The sequence below is a fragment of the Actinomadura verrucosospora genome, from assembly GCF_039540335.1.
Classification (GTDB): Bacteria; Actinomycetota; Actinomycetes; order Streptosporangiales; family Streptosporangiaceae; genus Spirillospora; species Spirillospora verrucosospora.
In genome coordinates this window covers 53,347-71,366 of sequence record NZ_BAABEV010000037.1, presented here as the reverse complement: position 1 = coordinate 71,366, position 18,020 = coordinate 53,347, and the positions used below count along the sequence as shown (strand labels likewise).

The following is an 18,020-nucleotide window of genomic DNA, read 5'->3' as shown; positions in this document are numbered from 1 at the left end:
GTACTTCAATTCGCTTCCTCCAGCGCCGAAACACCACAATTTAGGGTACGTTGCGTACCCTAATCTCGACGCGAAGGAACGACCATGCGCGCTCTCGGCATCAACTTCGACACGGGCTTCACCAGCGCGGGGACCACCACGCGCGAGCCCTTCGACCCGGCCACCGTCCGCCGCGAGATGGCCATCATCCGCGACGACCTGCACTGCGACGCCGTCCGGATCACCGGCGGAGACCGCGACCGCCTGGAGACGGCCGCGCGCCTCGCCGCCGACGCCGGGCTCGAAGTCTGGTACTGCCCGTTCACCAACGACCTCAGCCAGGACGAACTGCTCGACTTCCTGACCGACAGCGCCGCCCGCGCGGAGAGGCTGCGCCGCACCGGCGCCGAGGTGGTCTTCCTCACCGGCTCGGAGATCTCCATCTGCACCGCCGGCTTCCTCCCCGGCGACACCCTCCAGGAAAGAGCCGCCGTCCTCTCCGACCCGCAGCGGCTCCGCGCCGCGCTGGCCACCCTGCCCACCGCGATCAACGCCTTCCTCGGCAAGGCCGTCGCGGCCGTGCGGGCCGAGTTCGGCGGCCGCGTCGGCTACGCCTCGCTGCCGTTCGAGGGCGTCGACTGGACACCGTTCGACGTGGTCGCCACCGACGCCGGCTACCGCGACGCGCAGAACGCCGACCAGCTCCCGGCCGGGCTGCGGGCCCTGACCGCCCACGGCAGGCCCGCGGCGGTCACCGAGTTCGGCTGCGCCGCCTACCGCGGCGCCGCCGCCATCGCGAGCCGGGGCGACGAGGTCATCGAATGGAACGACCGGGCCCGCCCCGCCCGCTTCACCCGCCCCGTCGTCCGCGACGAGCAGGAGCAGGCCGACTACCTGCGCGAACTCCTCGGCATCTTCGAGAACTCGGGGATCGACGCGGCCTTCGTCTACACCTTCGCCCGCTACGACCTGCCTCACGCCGGCACCGACGCCCTCGACTTCGACAAGGCGTCCTTCGGCATCGTCAAGGTCCTCCCGGACAAGGGCACCACCTACCCGGACATGCCCTGGGAGCCCAAGGCGGCCTTCCACGCCCTGGCTGAATACGGTCGCAACCGCTCGCGACCGGCATAGGACCTTCCCGGGGGCCGCCCAGCATCATTCCCCGCGCCGCTTCGCCGCGATGGCGAGCACCTCGGCATGCGTCTTCTGGTGGATCCATTCCAGCTTGGTGACCATGCCCCGCCGCTGATTGACGGAAAGGAACCTACGCGTCGTGTACTGGTCGATCTGACGCATCGCACGCTTGCGCACACCGTCCAAGCGCCGCCGGACGTCCGCCAGCCGAGCCTCGGAAACCGCCTCGTCCGAACCGGCGAACGCCTCGAGCACCTCCCGGTACTCCCGTTTGGCCTCAGCCAGATTCATCCGCACCCGCCCACCGAAGAGCAACCCCAAGCGCCGGCGCCCACGCCACTGGTGACCAGCACGTGGCTCATCGCATTACATATTCACGCTCTCTTGCAAGAGGAATGTTACGAGTTCGGGCCGTCCACTTCACGCGAGAACGGGGAGTCGAACCTCGCACTGATTTCGGCTCGCTCAATGACTTGCACATGCGCCCTGAATCCGCACTGTCCTCTATTAGCCCGGTTAGTTCCGGTGCCGCCCCGGTGTCTCGGGGCTAAAACAAGAGAACAAGGTGGTAGATATAGATGGACAACACGCGCACCGGCTCTCCGCTCATGGGAGTGCCTCTGTTAATTGTTACGGGGTGGTCGACGGTCGTTCCCATGCCCACGGGAACGCCTCCGATCATCCGGGCGTGCGACCAGCCCGGCCACAAGCAGGTCACGTGCATGTTCTGCCAGGTGTCGTACTGCTCGGTGTGTGACGGTCACAGCTGCTAGTTCCAGCCGTTCCTGGCCCTCGTCCGGGCCAGGCCGGTTGAGCGGTTGACCGACAAGCCGGTCCCTCCGCCCCCCGCGGAGGGACCGGTCCCATCAATGACCGGTAGCCGGCGACGCCTGGGACGGGCATGCCCCGTTGCCCACGTGGACGACGAGACGGTTATGGGACGAGCCTGGTGGTGAAGCCCGCCTCGACCAGGCGACGGTAGGCCGCTTCGACTTCTGCCGGCATGTCTTGCGGGGTGGCGAACCCTCGGTCGGGGTAGACCATGACGCGCTGCGTGTCACCCACCAGCATGTCGACGACACGCTTCACGTCACCGATGCTCGCGATGTACTCGTCCAGCGGGAGCGGTCGCGACGCGCAGACGATCTCAAGTTCCGGCCACAGCTTCTCGGCGGTGGAGTACGCGCGGCGCTGCTGGTAGGGCCGCGAGATCAGCGTCGCTGAGCGGACTGCGATCCCGCGGCCGGCGAGCAGCCTGCGGGTGAACTCGATGTTCTGGCCGGTATTGGTGGCTTCGGGCTCGACCAGGATCGCCGCAGCGGGCACGCCGAGCGCGACAGCGTGATCGCGGTAGTGGACGGCCTCACCTCGCGGGAACCGCTCGATCGTCGTCGGGGCGTTGGCCCCGGTGAAGACGATCCGAGGGAACATCCCCTCCAGGTAGAGCTCCGCCGCGAAGGTGGCGACACCGAGATCATGACTACCGAGCCCGATGCCGACGTCGGTAGGCCGAATCGCGTGATGCAGGTCGTGGTAGTCCCACAGGATTTCCACATCGGCGCGGTAGACGTCTGGCAGCACCGTCCCGGACACCGGCCTCCCCTCACCCTGCGCGGTGACCGGGCAGCCGAGGTCGACGCCGATCAGCCGCAGTGAACCTTCTTGCCGGTCAGGGTTCCACTGTGCGCGCCATCGGTGTTGATGAAGGCCTTGACGTACAGGCATCGATGGCGGGCGTACACGTAGAGGGGACCGGAGTACCAGTGGTTCCGCTTGCTGTACCCGTCGTATTTGCAGTTGCCGTACTTGGTACGGGCGGCGTTGTAGACGCAGAGCTTGAGCTTGATGCTGTAGAGCGACGTCGAGCCCTTGCGGACGGCCAGCGCGCAGTTATAGCCGTTGGAGGAGTTGTAGTAGACCTTGAGGTAGCCGCGGACCCTGGAGTTCACGTAAATCGAATGGGTGCTGCGCAGTGCGTACTTCGACCCGCACGAGGGGCCTGCCGCGTTCGCCGGCGCGGTGGACGCCAACACGGTCGTCAGCGTCAACGTGGGAAGCATGACAGCGGCCAGGCGCAGCGCGCGCCCTCCAATTTTGATCACGCGGTGAACCCTACGGCGACCACGGCAGTTCCGCTAGATCTGTGCGATACCACTTCCCCGGTGCGACCTGCAAAGCTTCCAACGTGCTCATTCCGCGGCCGACCGGACACGCACCGCGACAGCAGCCTGCCGCGCTACACAGGCAGGCGTTAGCCCAGCGGCTTCCAACGACGCGGGAGCGTGCCGCCGCTTGAGTGCGATGGCCAGTGCGAAGCGAGCAGCCATGGCCTTCTCCGACTGCTCTCGATAATGGTTCAGAGCTCGGCGATGCGCCGTCGCCACCATGGCCGGTCTTCCGGCGTGGACGGATCATGGAGCGTGCGGGCCCGATACTGCTCCGCGAGCGGCGTCACGATCGCCAGGACCTGGCGTCGGGAGGGTGGAGGAAGCACCGCGACGATCTCGTGCAGCGTGTCCAGCGCCTCCCGCGGATCATGACACGGGCCGCGTCGGATGCACCTCCGCCGTCAGCCTCCGGCCCGGTTGCCGGAGGAACCATTTCAGCGCCGTGAGCGCCGTGGTCATCGACTCGACGTCCGGACACCGCCCGGCCCGTGAGGCTTGCGTGATCTCCCGCAGAACCTTGACGGGCACTCCGTCAGGGACGCTTGGAGAGAGCTCGGCACGCCTGCCGTACTGCGTCGCACGCAATCGGCCCGGCGGTCGCCGACTCATTTGCGCCGTTGTTCGATGGACACCCCGGCATGGTGGCATCAGAGCGAACACGCCCACCACATCTTCGGGCCGGCAGCCTTCACACGCACGGCCTGTGCCCGTGGCACGACACACCCGTGCGCGTTCCGCGCCCCGCTGGACGGTAGATCCCGAATCGAGTCACGCGCACTGCGCGTGCCGCAAACCGGGAGTCATCCAATGACGCGAATCATGTCCGTCCGCAATGCTGCCCTCGTCCGCAGCGCTGTCATCTGTGCTGTCCTTGTCGTCATGGCGGACGCCGTCATCGCCGGCGTCTGCACCGCCATCATGCACAGCGGCGACCAGGACCGCATCTTCAGCCCCGTGGCCGCCGTCGCCCTTGTCGGCTGCGCTGTCGCGGGCGCCGGTCTCGTGGTCCTCGCGAACGGCGTCAGCAACCTGATCGAGGGTGCCGACTTCTTCGCACCCTATGCGCTCGGCTTCTGGGACGTCGTCGTCCCGGCGGTCGTCAACCTTTTCGTCGGGGGCATTGTCGGGGGTGTCTGCGGTTTCGCGTTCCTCGACCGCGTCCTCCCCGGCGACACCTTCTACAACCTCTACGTCGGCGGTCTGTTCGGCTTCGGTTGTGCCTGCACCATGGCCATCGGCTCCATCGTGGCCTGGTCACGGCTCGACCGCTAAGCCGCGTGGCCGCCAGGCCACCTGCGAGGACCCGGCGGCACACCGCCGGGTCCTCGTGCTCGTTTCCCACCCCGACCATCGCCTGGTGCAGATCCGGACGGCTCGCGACGGGACCCCGCCCCCTAGCTCATCCCGCAAGCAACCCGCATGACCTGTTAGTCGGCGTTGCCAAGGATGCCGCGGGCCTGGACACGAAACTCACTGACTGCCCGGTAGAGCCGTCGCTCCCGCGCTGAGGCGGTAGCGGAGTGTTCCGCTCTCTCGCTGGTGTCTCCTGCGTGGGCGTCCTTCACCATGCGCTGCATGACCTCGGACAGGCCGCGGGACTCCTCGGCGATCCGGTCGGTTGCTTCGACGATGGAGGGAGGGCCTTCGAGGATGACGACTTCTGCGGCGCGGTGGACATCACGGGCCCGGGCGATGAAGTGCCGCACTGTCCCGTCCAGTTCGGGCAGGTCGAGGGCCTCCGCCTGCAGCGCGTTGAGGATCGCGTCCATGGCGATATCGCGGTCATGGAGAGCACTGAGGTAGGCGGTATAGGCGTCGCGTCGATGCTGACGGCGCCACTGGACGTGTTGTGTTCGTGCTTGCGTCCTGCCGTTCACGACAGCCGCACCCAGAGTGGTGAGGGAGCCGACGGCAGCACCAAGGAGGGCGGCAAGTCCTGCGTCCATGGCCACATTGTGGCGTCGCGAACTTGAGCTCCGTGCCCCTCACGCCCTGTGCAGAGGCGAACTCCCAAGGCGAGCCGACGAACGCCAAGAAGACGAAGCAATCGGGCCCCCAACGGCCACGAAAGCGAAAGAAGTCTGGGGAACCACGGGGTTCCCGGCAACTCCCCGAAATCTCCAACGGTGCTCCACCACAGTCACGCCTTGGTGCTCGTCGCCGAACGGGTCAGTGCCGCATCAGGCGTCGTTGCCCTGTTGATGCGTACTCGCACAGCCACCAGCTAGCCTCCCTGCCGCGTGCTGCCGACGAGTGCTATTCCGTCGGCGCGCCGACCCGAAGCCGGTTGCCATCGGGGTCGCGCAACTCGATCTCACGCGCCCACGGAGCATCCTCCGCCTGCACACCGAACTCGGAGGCGATTGCCTCGACGTCGTGAACGCGAAGGTAGACCAACGTGTCGGGGCGGGCATCTCCCGTGTGCTCCGACAGGAACAACCGCACCCTGCCCCGAGCGACCTCGACGAAGGCGGGAAGTCCCGGCTCGAAGCGGTGTTCCCACTGCTTGGCGAAGCCCAGACGCTCGTACCAGGCAACCGCTGCCGCGGCATCCTCCACGCGAAGAATGGGAATGACTTCCTCGTCCATGGCGCCATCGTCGCAGAGCGCCCAGGGCGAACGTTGCCTGATGCGGCACTGGCGTTAGACGTCAGGGTGGCGGCGCGACCTTGCGGTGAGCGGTCGGGGCGGGGCCGGCGGGCGTGGCACGGCGCGGCCGTCCGGTGACCGGCACCCACGCCGCACGCTCCAGGCGGCCTGGCGCCGGGCCGCGCAGCGGCCTGAGCGCCGCCGCCCCTTGATCACGGCTGCTCGCGCGTCGGACGACGATGATGGTGAGGCCGGGGCACTGGTCTCGGTGCCTAATGGCACGCTAATCGCACGAACGCCCCCGCCCGTGGTCTGGGCGGGGGCGTTTTGGCTGGTGGAGCCTAGGGGATTCGAACCCCTGACACCCGGCTTGCAAAGCCGGTGCTCTACCAACTGAGCTAAGGCCCCTGGTCCTGTGTTACTTGACCTGCGGTGACGCTCGATGGCGTGACCGGTGACGATCGTACACCGTAGGCGGAGCGCAGGCTTTCGAGGCTGGGCGGGCGCTGAGGCCTCGACGAGGTTACTCGTCCTCGGCGGGGCGCGGGTCAGTCGGTGGGGCGATGCCGTGGATGCGTCGGCCAGGAGGGACGTCTCACTCCCCGTCCGCCCCCGTGTCGAGTGGTTCATGCCTTCGAGGGAATTGTCGTCACTCCTGGTAGAGGCCACGATCCTTTCCCATGGACACGAGACTCGGGATCTTGCTCCCCACCGACCGGGCCCGGTGGGATGACGCCCGCCAGCTGGTCGATTTCGCCGTCCGGGCCGAACGCCTCGGCTATGACTCGGTCTGGGCCAACGACACTCTGCTCGGTCCGCGGATCGAACCGCTTGCCATGCTCGCCGCCCTCTCATCGGCGACCGAACGCGTCACGCTGGGGACGGCCGCTCTCCTGCCCGCCTTCCGACGGCCGGTGGTGGCGGCTCAGACGCTGGCCTCCATCGACCATCTGTCCGCGGGACGCCTGATCGTCGCCGTGGGTGCGGGTTTCCCCGGCAGGTCGGAGATCGAGTACGCCGTGTCCGGAGTGCCGTGGGAGCGCCGTTTCGGACGGTTGGACGACACGGTGGCCCTGTGGCGGGCGTTGTGGTCGGGCGAGCGTGCGTTCCAGGGCAAGGTGCTGCACTTCGACGAGCTGCCTGAATCCACACCCTCCTACCGACCGGGCGGGCCGCCGATCTGGCTGGCCGGCGCGAGCCCCTCGGCGTTGGAGCGTGCCGGACGGCTCTACGACGGGTGGTTGCCCTACCCGCCCGATCCCGCCGACTACCGGGCGGGCCTCGCGACGGTGCGGTCGGCGGGCCGTCCTGAGGACGCGGTCACGCCGGCGTTGTTCGTCACCGTGCTGATCAGCGATGACACGGGCGTGGAACGGCAGCTCGACGCTTACTGCCGATCAACCTACGGCCTGCCGTACGAAACGGTGCGGACGATCCAGGCGATCGTCGCAGGTCCGGCCGAACATGTGGCCGCCACGTTGGCTCGGTACCTGGAGGCGGGCGCGGAGCACCTCGTCTTCCGCATCGCCGCGCCGTCCCTCGACGCCCAGCTCGACCAGGTGGAACGCATCGCCACGACCGTGCGCCCATTGCTGAGCTCGCGCTAGCCCTTTCGGCTGTCGAATGAACCGAACAGGCGCTGCGGTCGGGCGGTCGGGGCCAGTCGCGAAGCGCATCCGCGGTGGCCAACGAACGGGCGTCGGCTTCCGTTAGTCGCTCGGGCGGGTGCGTCCGTCGTTGGCTGTCGCATCTCGCTGCGAGATGCGACTCCCGGCTCGCCGTGGATCCCGCTGGATGCTGGAGGCCCTCGTCTGGCACGACCTCGGCGGCTCGGTTCCGCGCGTACCCGGCTATCCGTGGTCGGCGTTGGCCGGGGTGCGGAGGATGAGGTCCGGGAGGGCTGCGACGGAGGGGAGGACGTGGGTGGCGCCGGCAGCCAGGAGGCGGTCGTGGTCGTGGGCGCCGGTGAGGACGCCGGCGACGACGGACGCCCCGGAGCGGCGGCCGCAGAGCATGTCGCCCGCCGTGTCACCGCAGACGGCGATGTGGCGGACGTCGTCCACGCCGAGGCGCAGGGCCGCGGTCAGGACGAGGTCGGGCCACGGCCGGCCGCGCGGGACGTCCTCGGGGCAGAGGGTCAGGTCGGCGCGGTCCCACCAGCCGAGGGCGTCGAGGACGCGGGCCTGCGTGCCGCGGCCGAAGCCGGTGAGCAGGCACACGCGGACACCGGCGCCGCGCAGCCGTGCGAGAGCGTCGTCGGCGCCGGGTACGGGTGTGAGGCCGCGCCGGTCGATGAGGTCGTGGTAGGACCGCTCGAACGCCAGATGCGCGGCCCGGGCGCGGGGTTCGTCGAAGAGCGAGCGGAAGATGCCGATCTTCGATCCGCCGCGCGCGTCGCGGAAGCGGGCGAGGGCACGGCCGTAGGACGCCGTGCCGGAGACGATCCCCAGGGTGGCGATCGCCTCGGCGAAGGCGCACTCGACGGTGTCGCCGTCCGCGACGGTGGTCCCGGCGAGATCGAGGCAGGCGACGGTGATCGGCTCTGCTTCGTTCACGCCGGGGCCTGTCGCCGGCGTGTCAGCTGTCGGACGACGTGGCCTCGGTCCACAGGTCCAGCTCGGCGCGGTCCTGCTGGAGCTTGCGCCAGACGGCGAAGCCACCGAGGGCGACGACGGCGAGGACGAGAAGCTTCTTCACGGTGGGACCCCTTCACCTTCGACTATCAAGTCAGAAACCGGGGACGGCTGATCAGAGTCTGCCTCCCCCAGGCTCTCCGCAGCCTAGCAACCACGGCCGGGCGATCAGCACCGAAGGGCCCCTCCCCGGACGAGACATTCGAAAAAGCCTCGCATTTCATGCTCTCGTCGGAACGCCGGAACGGCCGCATAATCCGGGTGGAGACCTTCGGGAGTGCGGATGGCAGAAGACGACTTCCGGCGCTGGGAGCGCGAACTGGAGCCGGACGTGCCCGACGAGCGTCCGTCCGGGGGCCGCGGTCTGGTGCTGGTCGCGGGGCTGACCGCCACGGCGTGCGCGGCCGTGATCGCGTGGGGCGACGTACCGCTCGGCACCGCCGGGCTGGTGCTCTCGTCGATCATTCTTCTGCTGTGGCGCATCGGAATGTGATCCGCCATCATCGCGGGATGGATCTGCGCGGAGCGAACGTCCTGCTGACCGGCGCGACCGGCGGGATCGGCCAGGCGCTGGCGAGGGCCCTCGCCGGTCGCGGCGCCCGGCTGGTGCTGACGGGCCGCCGGGCCGACGTCCTGGAACCGCTGGCCGAGCGGCTGGGCGGCCGCGCCATCGTCGCCGACCTCGCGGACCGGGCGGCGGCCGAGAGCCTCCTGGACGAGGCGGGCCGGGTGGACGTGCTGGTCGCGAACGCGGCGCTGCCGGCGTCCGGGCTGCTCTCCGGGTACTCGATCGGGGAGATCGACCGGGCGCTGGACGTGAACCTGCGTGCGCCGATCGTGATGGCGAAGCTCGCCGCCGCGCAGATGGCCGATCGTGGCCGCGGTCACCTGGTCTTCGTTTCGTCGCTGGCCGGCAAGACGGCGTCGGGGCACGCGTCCCTCTACAACGCGACGAAGTTCGGTATGCGGGGGTTCGCCCTGGCGTTGCGCGAGGATCTGCGCCCGCACGGCGTCGGTGTCTCGACGGTCTTCCCCGGCTTCATCCGGGACGCGGGCATGTTCGCCGAAGCGGGCGTGACCCTGCCCAAGGGGATCGGGACGCGGTCGCCCCGGGACGTGGCGCGCGCGACCGTCCGGGCCGTCGAGCGCGACATCGCGGAGATCGACGTGGCGCCGCTCGGGCTGAGGATCGGCGCGCGGATCGGCGGGGTCGCGCCCGTCCTGTCGGCGGCCGTGCAGCGGCGCGCGGGCGGGCACCGGATCTCGCAGGGCCTCGCGGACGGGCAGCGCGGCAAGCGGTAGCGACAAATCTGGATCTTCCAGCGATAATCCGGACGGGCCCGCTTGATCAGCGGGACGAGCCGGCGCAGCGGCCGGGCCCTATCCCGCCTGCCGCGCGCCCCCGCGCGAGGAGGGTCTGCGCCATGCGGACGGGCAGGAAAATCGTGATCGGGGCGGCGGCCGCGGCCGTCCTGTCGCTGGTGTCGGTGCCCGCGCGGGCGGCGGAACCCGCTGACGCGACCGTGGTGCCTGTGCAGGTCACCGGCGATCCCGCGAAGCGCTTCAATCTCGTGGTGCTGGGTGACGGCTACACGGCGGCGGACATGCCGAAGTTCCGCGCGCACCTCGCCAAGCACCTCAACGACCTGTGGACGATCGAGCCGTTCAAGTCGTATCGCAGCTACATCAACGTGTACGCGGTGGAAATCCCGTCCGGCGAGTCCGGCGTGAGCTGTGACCCGGCGCTGTCGTCACCGCGACGCACGACGCCCTTGAGCATGGCCTTCTGGAGCGGCTGTAGACAGGACGGCATTCAGCGCCTTCTCGTCATGAACTCTGCGGCCGCCAAGACGTATGCGGATCTCGTCCAAGGCACGACTGTAGGAAACCGTCAGATCCTCGCGCTCGCGAACAGCGACACCTATGGCGGTGCAGGGGGCGCCTACGCGACGGCGTCCGGTGGGAACGCCATGTCGGCTCTCATCGCACCGCACGAACTCGGCCACTCGCTAGGTGGGCTGGACGACGAGTACGACTACTACCAGCGAGGCGTCCCTGGTGGGACGTACACCGGCCCTGAGCCCGCCTCCATCCATCACACGCTTCTGACCGAGGAGGAGATGAAGGCACAGAAGCAGAAGTGGTGGCGGTGGCTCGGGGAACGGAGCGAGGCCGGGGGCACCATCGGGCGGTACGAAGGTGGCCTCTACTCAGGTAAGGGCGTGTGGAGGCCGAGCCAGCACTCGATGATGAAAACGCTCGGCTACTACTACGACCAGGTCGCGCGTGAACGGATGACCCAGCGGATCTCAGGCAAGGTCAACCTCGTCCAGGCGAACACGCCCACGGACGCACCGGTGGGCGACGACCGTGTGCTGTGGGTCGAAACGATGCATCCGACCGGCCATCCTCTGTCCGTTGCATGGACGGTCGACGGGAAGACCGTCGGGCACGGCGCGAACCTCGACCTGGCCAGGCAGCACCTGAGGAAGGGCACGCACACGGTCAAGGCCACTGTCACCGATCCCACCGGCTTCGTCCGGGACCCGGCAATCCGGTCGTCCGCCGCGCTCACGCAGGTGCGCACATGGACGGTCGACACCGGCGTGAGCACTCCGCCTGAGAACGTGCCTGTCGACTTCAGTTCGTCCACGCCCACGGAGACGCCGGTAGGAAGCGATTCCCTCGTCTACGTGGAGACCACCCACCCGGTGCAGAGCACGCCCAAGGTGAAATGGGTACTGGACGGGCGCCCCGTACGGGGCGGCGACCGAGACATCGATCTCGGACGGTTCCGCTTGGCGAAGGGCACGCACACGCTGGTCGCTCGGGTCGGCTCCAACACCCGCACATGGACGATCGACGCGCAGGCGCCGGTCGTCGCGTACGAGCTGTCCAAGGCGGCGCAGAGCCAGGTTCGTCCTGGACGGACGCCCGAGTACGTCTTCGACGGTCCCTTCACCATGCGGCTCACCGGCGCGGACGACCGTCCAGGCGTGGTCGTCTCCGAGTTCCGCGTGGACGGCGACGGTTGGTTCAACTACTTCGGCTGGCCGACCGACTCGTCCTCTCCCTGGCTGTTCACCGAGAACGGCACGGTCATCGACAGCCTCACCTACGGCAAGCTCGGTAAGGGCCGCCACACCATCGAGTACCGCGCGATCGACCCCGCGGGGAACGTCGGCAAGGCGGGCAAGTTCATCGCCACCCTCCGCTGAGCCCCGGCACCTGGCACCGGCCCTGCCCCTCCTCGCACCGGTCCCGGACCGCTGTGACTCGGGGGGCAGGGCCGTGGGGTCAGCGTTCGGGCGCGGGTTCCGGCGTGGGCTTCGTGGCCGGTTCGGGTGCGGCGGTGCTGTCGTCAGGCGGGGGCACCGGTGCGGCCGCGGGGGAGCGGCGCGCGGTGGCGAGAACGGAGCCGCCGAGGATCAGCACGAACGACGCGATGATCGTCCCGCTGAGCGGCTCCCCCAGGAACACGACGCCGGCCGCGACCGCCACGGCCGGGTTCACGTACGTGAACACCATGCCCCGGGACGTGCCGACCTCCCGGATGAGCTCGAAGAAGACGATGAACGCCAGCGCCGTGCAGACCAGGCCGAGGGCGACGAGCGCGGCGAGGACCCGCCCGTCGGGCATGGCGCTCGGCCAGGTGGCGATCGCCGGGCCGGTGTAGACGAGGGCGGCGATGGCCAGCGAGAACGCGGCCATGTGCAGGCTCGGAAGGTCCTGGAGCCGCCGGGTGGCGATCATCGGGGCGATCGCGTACCCGACCGCGACCAGCATGACCTCGCCGATCGCCCACGCGCTGCCGCCGCCGAGGTGCGGTCCGGCGAGCACCCCGACGCCGGCCAGGCCGACCAGCAGGCCCGCCCACCGGAGGGGCCCGAGCCGCTCGGCGTCCCCGGTGAGCCGGGCGAGCACCACGCCGATGATCGGGACGGCGGCGATGAGCAGGCCCGTCATGGAGCTGGTCAGCCGGTTCTCGGCGTCCGACAGCAGCGCCCACGGCCCGAGAATCTCCACCGCGGTGAACAGCAGGAGCGGGCGCCAGTGGCGGCGGACCACGTCCAGCCGCCCGGCCCTGAGCGCCAGCGGCAGCAGGACGAGCACGCCCAGCGCGGTGCGCGCGAACACCACCATGGGGACCGAGACGCTCTCGACCGCCACCTTGATCAACAGATAGGGAATGCCCCACAGCACGCTCATCAGCGCGAACAGCATCCAGCCGCGGCGACTCAACCCGACCTCCGTTCTCGACCGCCCGCCCGGGCCGCCTCCGCCCCGGGACCTGCGCGGAGCGGGCGCGTTCGCGATCGGCCCTGGCACCCGGGTCCGACCCGGGGCGGACGTTCAGAATCGAGGTCGGCGAGATGTGCTGTCTTGAACGCTGTTGCGGTAAACGCCCGGGGTGACGCCCAGCACGCGGCGGAACCAGCGGGTGAGGTGCGCCTGGTCGGCGAACCCGACGAGCGTCGCCGCCTCGGCCGGACGGTGGCCCGCGTCCAGCAGCGCCCGGGCGCGGGCCACCCGGTGCTGGGCGAGCCACGCGTACGGCGGCATGCCCATCGCGTCCCGGAAGGCGCGCAGGAGCTGGTAGCGCGACAGCCCCAGGTCGGCGGCGACCTCGGCGAGCGTCGGCGGGGCGGTCAGCTCGTCGGACAGGCGGGTCGCGACCGTCCGCGCGATGCGTCCGGCTTCGGCCCTGCGGTGGGCCGGGACCGCCTTCGGGCCGGACGCCGCATGCCGCCGGACGAGCGTGGCCAGCACGCCGAGCAGCCGCGACTCGCCCTCAAGCGGGTCGGCGCCGAGCCTCAGGGCATGGTGGGCGAGGCGGAGCGCCTCGCCGAGACCCCGGTCGTCGATGATCGGGTGCGCGAAGTGCGGTGAGGCCGGCGCCGGGCCGGCCTCGGCGGTCGTCGCCGCGCCCAGCAGTTCGGCGGCGGGGTAGAGGCACAGGTACGCGAAACCCTCCGGCCGCGCCGGACCGCCGGTGTGCGCCTCGCCCGGCTCGACCACGACGACGCTGCCGGCCGCCGAGTAGATCCTCTCGCCCCGGTAGAGCATCGTCTCCGTGCCGTCGACGGTGACGCCGATGGCGTACTCGTCGTGGGTGTGCGGCGCGTAGTGCCGGCGGCCGATGCGGGCCGTCAGCAGATCGAGCGGCGCGCCCTGGATGCCGCCCACCCGCGTCCACAGCGTCCGGTCGCCTCCCCGGGCGTCGAGCAGGCTCGCGCCGCCCGGCCGCCGGTCAGGCCGAGAAGACGTGCCGGAGCCGCCAGCGGTCCTCGTCACGACCGAGCTCCACGACGGCCACGCCCTCCGCGCCGGTGACCCGGAACCGGTAGACCCTGCCCTCCTGGGCCGATCCGTAGGTCTTCAGCACCGCGTCGACCGCGTAGCGCGTCCCCCGCCACTCGTACGCGGTGAGCCGCCCCGCCGGGTCGTGCTCGGCTCGGACCGGCTCGTTCAGCAACTGCCCCATGCGGGGAGAGTAGCACGCGTTCGAACAAATGTTCGCAGGTCGGAGCGGCCCTCCCGCCCGGGCCGGCACCGCCTCCGGGCGAATCGGAGCGCGAAAACCACCGTGCCGCCGGGCGTGGCGAGCCGCTCGCCTCCACGGCGCCGAGCCGAGAAACACGGGTCATGAACAGACCAACGGAAAACACCCCGCGACCTCATCCCGATCACACCTGCCGACCTCGCGGGCCCCGCCCCGCCCATCTGGCGATCCCCACCTCGCCGGCTCCCGCGCCCCAGGCATCAACCCTCGACCGCCACGATTCCGCGGCCAGTTCCTTCGAGTGACGACACACCCCCTGCCCTCCTGCGCCTTGCCCGCCCCAGCGGACAGAGGTGACCGCGCGCCCCGCCCCACCCCGGTGCCCGCTTCGAGTCTGGCTTCTACGTATTCGTCGCGGGGTGGTCACGAAATGGCCACACGTCAGGGATCGCCTGTGGAACGGTATTGATCAGCCGGCGCTCGGAGCCGGTCGCCCGGGGTCACCCCGGGCCGGTAACTGAAACACCGTGAGGTGAGACATGTCTCCGGACCAGATCGTCACCGCTCTGACCTTCGTGGTCGTTCTGGGTTCGATGCTCGTTGCGCACGCTGTCGGCGACCACTGGGTCCAGACCGATGTCCAGGATCGAGACAAGGGTCTTTACGGCGACCAGATGTGGAAGGGGCGCCTGGCATGCCTGCGGCATGTGACGTCCTACACCGTCTGCACGTCACTGGTCGTCGCCATGATGTGGGCGATCCTCGGCCTGCGGATCTCGCTGTTCAGCTTCATCCTCGGGCAGCTGATATCGGCGGTCACCCACTACTGGGCCGACCGTAGGGACCCCCTGCAGCGGCTGGCCGAGCTCATCGACAAGCTCAAGGGCCTCGAGGGCGAGGCTGTGGGCGCCTTCTACCGGCTCGGCGCCCCGCGCGCCGGCAAGGACGACAACACCGTGCTGGGGACGGGGCGGTACGCCCTCGACCAGGCATGGCACTGGTGGTGGATCTTCATCGCCTCCGTCGTGACGGCAGTCGCGGCGTAGGGACCCATCACCCCGGCGGGGCCGTCTTCCGGCATCGCCTCGAGAACCGGCCCTCGTACCCACAGGTACGGGGGCTGTTCGTTCCCTCCAGGCGCGGGGAGGCTCGGCGAGTGCCTCTGGGGGCTGTTATCCACAGGCTGTTGGTAACCGTCGCACACATCTTCCACCTCGTCGCAGCAGGGCGTTCCGGGGTCGCGTCCACAGGTGGATCCCCAGAACAGCCGGGCTTTCCACGGTCCGGACGGCTCGTCCGCCGCCGTCCTCCTCATCATGACCGAGGTCGCTCGTCCGTCCACAGAATCCACAACCTGTGGATAACTATCGTGCACAACCTGGGTACGGCCCCGCGGCTCCGCGTCCACATTCTTCCCCAGCTCGCCCCCAACCCGCGCGCTCACTTGTCCACGTCGTGGAAAAGCCGCTGACCAGCAGGAAAACCCACTCTGCGCGGGCGTTCTCCACACCCCGTTCACACCCTGTGGGCGAATCCCTTCCACAACCTCACAGGACCGGTGGACAGAGTTGCCCACAGTAATCCCCAACCGTGTCCCCAACTCGGCAGTCCACCGGGACACCGCGAGGCGGAACATCGACTCGCCTCCGCACCGGCCGCCGGCCCGGCGATCGATGCGAGGCGATCGACATCGAGTGGCCCTCACCTGCGGGCTTCACCCCCGCGCGGGTCCGGTCAGCGCGTGTCTCCGGAGGGCGGAGTCCGACCGTCGACAGGGATGGCGGCTTCGAGATCGGCCAGGCGGCCGAGGTCGTCGCCCGACCGCGACGAGGCGGGCAGGTCGATCACGCGGGCCTCGGCCGTGAGGGTGCGGACGAGAGGCCATTCCTCCAGGTGGGCGGCGGCGTCGGCGCGCAGGACCAGGGCCTTGAGGCGCTCGGACGGGGACAGCGCCTCGTCGGACCGCAGCAGCCGATCGAGGATCCGGGCAGCGGCGCGATGGTCCCCCTTCGACTCGCCGAGGAGCGCGGCCATGTGGAAGGCCCGGGCCACCGGCTCCTCCGGGATGGGCGCGTGCCGCGTGTCCCCCGAGATGGCCTGGCCGATGCGGAGCTGGAGCCCGTCCGGGTCGCTGAGCAGGAACTGCCGGACCCCGTAGGACATGTCCCGCAACGCGCTCAGTCGAGGCAGCCCCCGGGTCGGGACCCGGCCGAGGGCCTCGCGGAGCCCGCCGCGAAACGCCTCGTACAGGGCGTCGACCTTCGTCGTGGTGATGTAGCACATGTTCATGGACGCGGCCGGGTCGTGCTTCTTCCAGCCGAAGAACTGCAGTTCGACGTCGCCGCGCCGGACCGCGAGGTACGGATTGGGGCGCGTCTGCCAGGTGGTCTGCTCGAAACCGAGCGCGCTGTAGAAGTCCCAGGTCAGCTCTATCGACCTGCACGGAAAGATCGGAATCGCCTTCTCACCCATGGTCGGAGCCTAGGAAGGCCGTCTGCGTTAGTCAAGTTTGACTACACCGATCATGCGGGCGCGCCGTTCCCTGTGCGCAGGCCGCGAAGGTGGAGGATGATGTTCGCCATCGCGATCACCGGTGCCGCGATCGCCGCCACTTCCGGAACCATCTACGCGGTCCGCGCGACCGGGGCGGAGAACTCGCGGAGATCGGCTCAACCGCCCGGCGGGCACCACACGGCAAGTGAAGTGGTCCCCATCGCCAGAGTTTCCACAGGTTGTGGAAAGGGAGGCATCCGTGGACTTCAACGAGCACACTGCGACGCGGGCCGTCCAGGACAGTTTCCGCGGCACTTCCGACCCTCGACTCCGCGAACTGCTGGACGCGCTCACCCGCCACCTGCACGCATTCGTCGGTGAGGTCCGGCCGTCGATCCGCGAATGGGAGCAGGCGATCGGGTTCCTCACCGCCGTCGGCCAGACCTGCACCGACACGCGGCAGGAGTTCGTCCTGCTGTCGGACGTCCTGGGCGTGTCCATGCTGGTGGAGACTCTGAACGAACAGGAGGGCGGCACGGAGAGCACCGTCCTCGGCCCGTTCCACATGGTCGAGTCGCCCCCGCGCGCGCTCGGCGACAGCATCGACCTGATCGGTGAGGCGCCGCCGTGCCTTGTGGCCGGTCGTGTCCTCAGCAGCGACGGAACGCCCCTGTCCGACGCCGAGGTGGACGTCTGGCAGTGCAACGAGAAGGGGTTCTACGACGTCCAGCAGCCGGGGGTCCAACCGGCCGGCAACGGGCGCGGCCTTTTCCACACCGACTCCGAAGGGCGGTTCCGGTTCCGGACCGTCCTCCCCAGCCATTACCCGATCCCGACGGACGGGCCGGTCGGACGGTTCCTGCGGGCCACCGGCCGCCACCCCTACCGGCCGGCGCACATCCATTTCATCGTCCGGGCAGACGGCCACACCCCGCTGACCACTCACGTCTTCGTGGCAGGAAGCCCCTACCTGGACTCCGACGCTGTCTTCGCGGTCAAGCAAAGCCTCATCGTCGATTTCACCGAGTCGACCGACGCTGGGACGGCCGCGCGGAACGGTGTCCGAACGCCCTTCCACCACGCCGAGTTCGACTTGGTCCTGAGCAGAGAGCTCGGTTGACCCGCCCCGCGCTCTGGCTCCCCTCCGCGCCACAGGTCGGCGCCAGCAGCGCCACTCCCGCAGGGCAATGTGGCAGGGTTCGAAGTGAACACCGCCCTCATCGGCATCACCGACCTCTCGGTTATCCACAACCTGTGGAGAACTACCCCTCTTATCTGGATAACCGGCTCCGGGTCGCATAGGCCGAAGCGCGATCTCAATGCACCGAAAGCCAAGGAGCCCAGGCAGCCGCCACGTTTCCACACCGGGCATGGCGCAACGAGTAGGCGCCCGACTCCCAAAGCCGGTCGGCGCCCATGGCTCCCCAGTGCTATCGGCCATTGAGAAGCCCGCCTGACGCGCCGCCCGCTCACGTCAAGCAGAACCCACGGTTTGTCTTGTCCAGGTCCAAGAGCGCC

The 18,020-nt window shown here is 69.4% G+C and carries 20 protein-coding genes and 1 tRNA gene; 9 read left to right on the top strand and 12 right to left on the bottom strand.

The window, feature by feature from the left end; all coding sequences use genetic code 11:
- Positions 1-84: 84 nt before the first annotated feature.
- A complete protein-coding gene (locus ABD944_RS31245; RefSeq protein WP_345182850.1) occupies positions 85-1,113 on the top strand; it encodes a glycoside hydrolase family 113 protein in 1,029 nt (342 codons plus the stop codon).
- Between the two features lie 24 nt (positions 1,114-1,137).
- Here ABD944_RS31245 and ABD944_RS31240 read toward each other — a convergent pair whose 3' ends face one another.
- The 3 genes from ABD944_RS31240 to ABD944_RS31230 all read right to left on the bottom strand — a co-directional run bounded on the left by ABD944_RS31240 (position 1,138) and on the right by ABD944_RS31230 (position 3,065).
- Complete coding sequence (locus ABD944_RS31240) at positions 1,138-1,413, bottom strand: hypothetical protein (protein ID WP_345182849.1); 276 nt, start codon at positions 1,411-1,413, stop codon at positions 1,138-1,140.
- Between the two features lie 636 nt (positions 1,414-2,049).
- Positions 2,050-2,709: a YdcF family protein gene (locus ABD944_RS31235; protein WP_345182848.1), complete on the bottom strand. Its 660-nt coding sequence runs from the start codon at positions 2,707-2,709 to the stop codon at positions 2,050-2,052.
- 50 nt (positions 2,710-2,759) lie between these two features.
- The gene (locus tag ABD944_RS31230; RefSeq protein WP_345182847.1) at positions 2,760-3,065 is read right to left on the bottom strand and encodes a hypothetical protein; all 306 of its coding nucleotides are present in this window, start codon (positions 3,063-3,065) and stop codon (positions 2,760-2,762) included.
- 13 nt (positions 3,066-3,078) lie between these two features.
- On the opposite strand from ABD944_RS31230, the gene ABD944_RS31225 reads away from it, so the two are divergent.
- Both ABD944_RS31225 and ABD944_RS31220 read left to right on the top strand, forming a co-directional pair.
- Entirely contained in the window at positions 3,079-3,225 is a 147-nt protein-coding gene (locus ABD944_RS31225; protein ID WP_345182845.1) for a hypothetical protein, read from the top strand.
- Between the two features lie 938 nt (positions 3,226-4,163).
- On the top strand, positions 4,164-4,556 hold the full coding sequence (locus ABD944_RS31220; protein WP_345182844.1) for a hypothetical protein: 393 nt from the start codon (positions 4,164-4,166) through the stop codon (positions 4,554-4,556).
- Between the two features lie 155 nt (positions 4,557-4,711).
- On the opposite strand, the gene ABD944_RS31215 is transcribed toward ABD944_RS31220, so the two are convergent.
- The 3 genes from ABD944_RS31215 to ABD944_RS31205 form a co-directional block, all read right to left on the bottom strand.
- Positions 4,712-5,230, bottom strand: coding sequence for a hypothetical protein (locus ABD944_RS31215; RefSeq protein ID WP_345182843.1), 519 nt, complete (start codon positions 5,228-5,230; stop codon positions 4,712-4,714).
- 310 nt (positions 5,231-5,540) lie between these two features.
- On the bottom strand, positions 5,541-5,873 hold the full coding sequence (locus tag ABD944_RS31210) for a glyoxalase superfamily protein (RefSeq protein WP_345182842.1): 333 nt from the start codon (positions 5,871-5,873) through the stop codon (positions 5,541-5,543).
- Between the two features lie 332 nt (positions 5,874-6,205).
- Positions 6,206-6,281: transfer RNA gene (locus tag ABD944_RS31205), tRNA-Ala, on the bottom strand.
- 272 nt (positions 6,282-6,553) lie between these two features.
- Here ABD944_RS31205 and ABD944_RS31200 point away from each other — a divergent pair.
- Complete coding sequence (locus ABD944_RS31200; RefSeq protein ID WP_345182841.1) at positions 6,554-7,480, top strand: LLM class flavin-dependent oxidoreductase; 927 nt, start codon at positions 6,554-6,556, stop codon at positions 7,478-7,480.
- 243 nt (positions 7,481-7,723) lie between these two features.
- Here ABD944_RS31200 and ABD944_RS31195 read toward each other — a convergent pair whose 3' ends face one another.
- The gene (locus tag ABD944_RS31195; RefSeq protein ID WP_345182839.1) at positions 7,724-8,428 is read right to left on the bottom strand and encodes an HAD-IA family hydrolase; all 705 of its coding nucleotides are present in this window, start codon (positions 8,426-8,428) and stop codon (positions 7,724-7,726) included.
- Positions 8,429-8,450: 22 nt separating this feature from the next.
- Positions 8,451-8,570, bottom strand: coding sequence for a DLW-39 family protein (locus tag ABD944_RS31190; RefSeq protein ID WP_345182838.1), 120 nt, complete (start codon positions 8,568-8,570; stop codon positions 8,451-8,453).
- Positions 8,571-8,789: 219 nt separating this feature from the next.
- Between ABD944_RS31190 and ABD944_RS31185 the strand changes: the two genes are divergently transcribed.
- The 3 genes from ABD944_RS31185 (at position 8,790) to ABD944_RS31175 (ending at position 11,724) form a co-directional block, all read left to right on the top strand.
- On the top strand, positions 8,790-8,999 hold the full coding sequence (locus tag ABD944_RS31185; protein ID WP_345182837.1) for a hypothetical protein: 210 nt from the start codon (positions 8,790-8,792) through the stop codon (positions 8,997-8,999).
- A 17-nt stretch (positions 9,000-9,016) separates the two neighbouring features.
- The gene (locus ABD944_RS31180; protein ID WP_345182836.1) at positions 9,017-9,808 is read left to right on the top strand and encodes an SDR family NAD(P)-dependent oxidoreductase; all 792 of its coding nucleotides are present in this window, start codon (positions 9,017-9,019) and stop codon (positions 9,806-9,808) included.
- Positions 9,809-9,930: 122 nt separating this feature from the next.
- Positions 9,931-11,724, top strand: a complete 1,794-nt coding sequence (locus tag ABD944_RS31175; protein ID WP_345182835.1) for a M64 family metallopeptidase — start codon at positions 9,931-9,933, stop codon at positions 11,722-11,724.
- Between the two features lie 79 nt (positions 11,725-11,803).
- Here ABD944_RS31175 and ABD944_RS31170 read toward each other — a convergent pair whose 3' ends face one another.
- From ABD944_RS31170 to ABD944_RS31160, 3 genes are all read right to left on the bottom strand, one after another.
- Positions 11,804-12,748: a DMT family transporter gene (locus ABD944_RS31170; protein WP_345182833.1), complete on the bottom strand. Its 945-nt coding sequence runs from the start codon at positions 12,746-12,748 to the stop codon at positions 11,804-11,806.
- 111 nt (positions 12,749-12,859) lie between these two features.
- Positions 12,860-13,801 carry an AraC family transcriptional regulator gene (locus tag ABD944_RS31165; protein WP_345182832.1) on the bottom strand — a complete coding sequence of 314 codons (942 nt, stop codon included), beginning with the start codon at positions 13,799-13,801 and terminating at the stop codon, positions 12,860-12,862.
- Positions 13,758-13,991, bottom strand: a complete 234-nt coding sequence (locus ABD944_RS31160; protein ID WP_185029805.1) for a hypothetical protein — start codon at positions 13,989-13,991, stop codon at positions 13,758-13,760. Before ABD944_RS31160 ends, ABD944_RS31165 begins: the two co-directional genes overlap by 44 nt.
- Positions 13,992-14,548: 557 nt before the next feature.
- Here ABD944_RS31160 and ABD944_RS31155 point away from each other — a divergent pair.
- Positions 14,549-15,055 carry a transcriptional regulator gene (locus ABD944_RS31155; protein WP_345182831.1) on the top strand — a complete coding sequence of 169 codons (507 nt, stop codon included), beginning with the start codon at positions 14,549-14,551 and terminating at the stop codon, positions 15,053-15,055.
- A 688-nt stretch (positions 15,056-15,743) separates the two neighbouring features.
- Here the strand turns inward: ABD944_RS31155 and ABD944_RS31150 are convergent.
- The gene (locus ABD944_RS31150; protein ID WP_345182830.1) at positions 15,744-16,481 is read right to left on the bottom strand and encodes a bleomycin resistance protein; all 738 of its coding nucleotides are present in this window, start codon (positions 16,479-16,481) and stop codon (positions 15,744-15,746) included.
- A gap of 280 nt (positions 16,482-16,761) precedes the next feature.
- On the opposite strand from ABD944_RS31150, the gene ABD944_RS31145 reads away from it, so the two are divergent.
- Positions 16,762-17,622 (top strand): dioxygenase family protein, encoded by an 861-nt coding sequence (locus tag ABD944_RS31145; protein WP_345182829.1) that lies wholly within the window; start codon positions 16,762-16,764, stop codon positions 17,620-17,622.
- Positions 17,623-18,020: the final 398 nt, after the last annotated feature.

Excerpts from the sequence above, each read along its gene's own strand:
- ABD944_RS31155 (WP_345182831.1), top strand. The coding sequence starts at position 14,549 with ATGTCTCCGGACCAGATCGTCACCGCTCTGACCTTCGTGGTCGTTCTG.
- ABD944_RS31210 (WP_345182842.1), bottom strand. The coding sequence starts at position 5,873 with ATGGACGAGGAAGTCATTCCCATTCTTCGCGTGGAGGATGCCGCGGCA.
- ABD944_RS31180 (WP_345182836.1), top strand. The coding sequence starts at position 9,017 with ATGGATCTGCGCGGAGCGAACGTCCTGCTGACCGGCGCGACCGGCGGG.
- ABD944_RS31200 (WP_345182841.1), top strand. The coding sequence starts at position 6,554 with ATGGACACGAGACTCGGGATCTTGCTCCCCACCGACCGGGCCCGGTGG.
- ABD944_RS31175 (WP_345182835.1), top strand. The coding sequence starts at position 9,931 with ATGCGGACGGGCAGGAAAATCGTGATCGGGGCGGCGGCCGCGGCCGTC.
- ABD944_RS31150 (WP_345182830.1), bottom strand. The coding sequence starts at position 16,481 with ATGGGTGAGAAGGCGATTCCGATCTTTCCGTGCAGGTCGATAGAGCTG.
- ABD944_RS31160 (WP_185029805.1), bottom strand. The coding sequence starts at position 13,991 with ATGGGGCAGTTGCTGAACGAGCCGGTCCGAGCCGAGCACGACCCGGCG.
- ABD944_RS31215 (WP_345182843.1), bottom strand. The coding sequence starts at position 5,230 with ATGGACGCAGGACTTGCCGCCCTCCTTGGTGCTGCCGTCGGCTCCCTC.
- ABD944_RS31185 (WP_345182837.1), top strand. The coding sequence starts at position 8,790 with ATGGCAGAAGACGACTTCCGGCGCTGGGAGCGCGAACTGGAGCCGGAC.
- ABD944_RS31220 (WP_345182844.1), top strand. The coding sequence starts at position 4,164 with ATGGCGGACGCCGTCATCGCCGGCGTCTGCACCGCCATCATGCACAGC.
- ABD944_RS31245 (WP_345182850.1), top strand. The coding sequence starts at position 85 with ATGCGCGCTCTCGGCATCAACTTCGACACGGGCTTCACCAGCGCGGGG.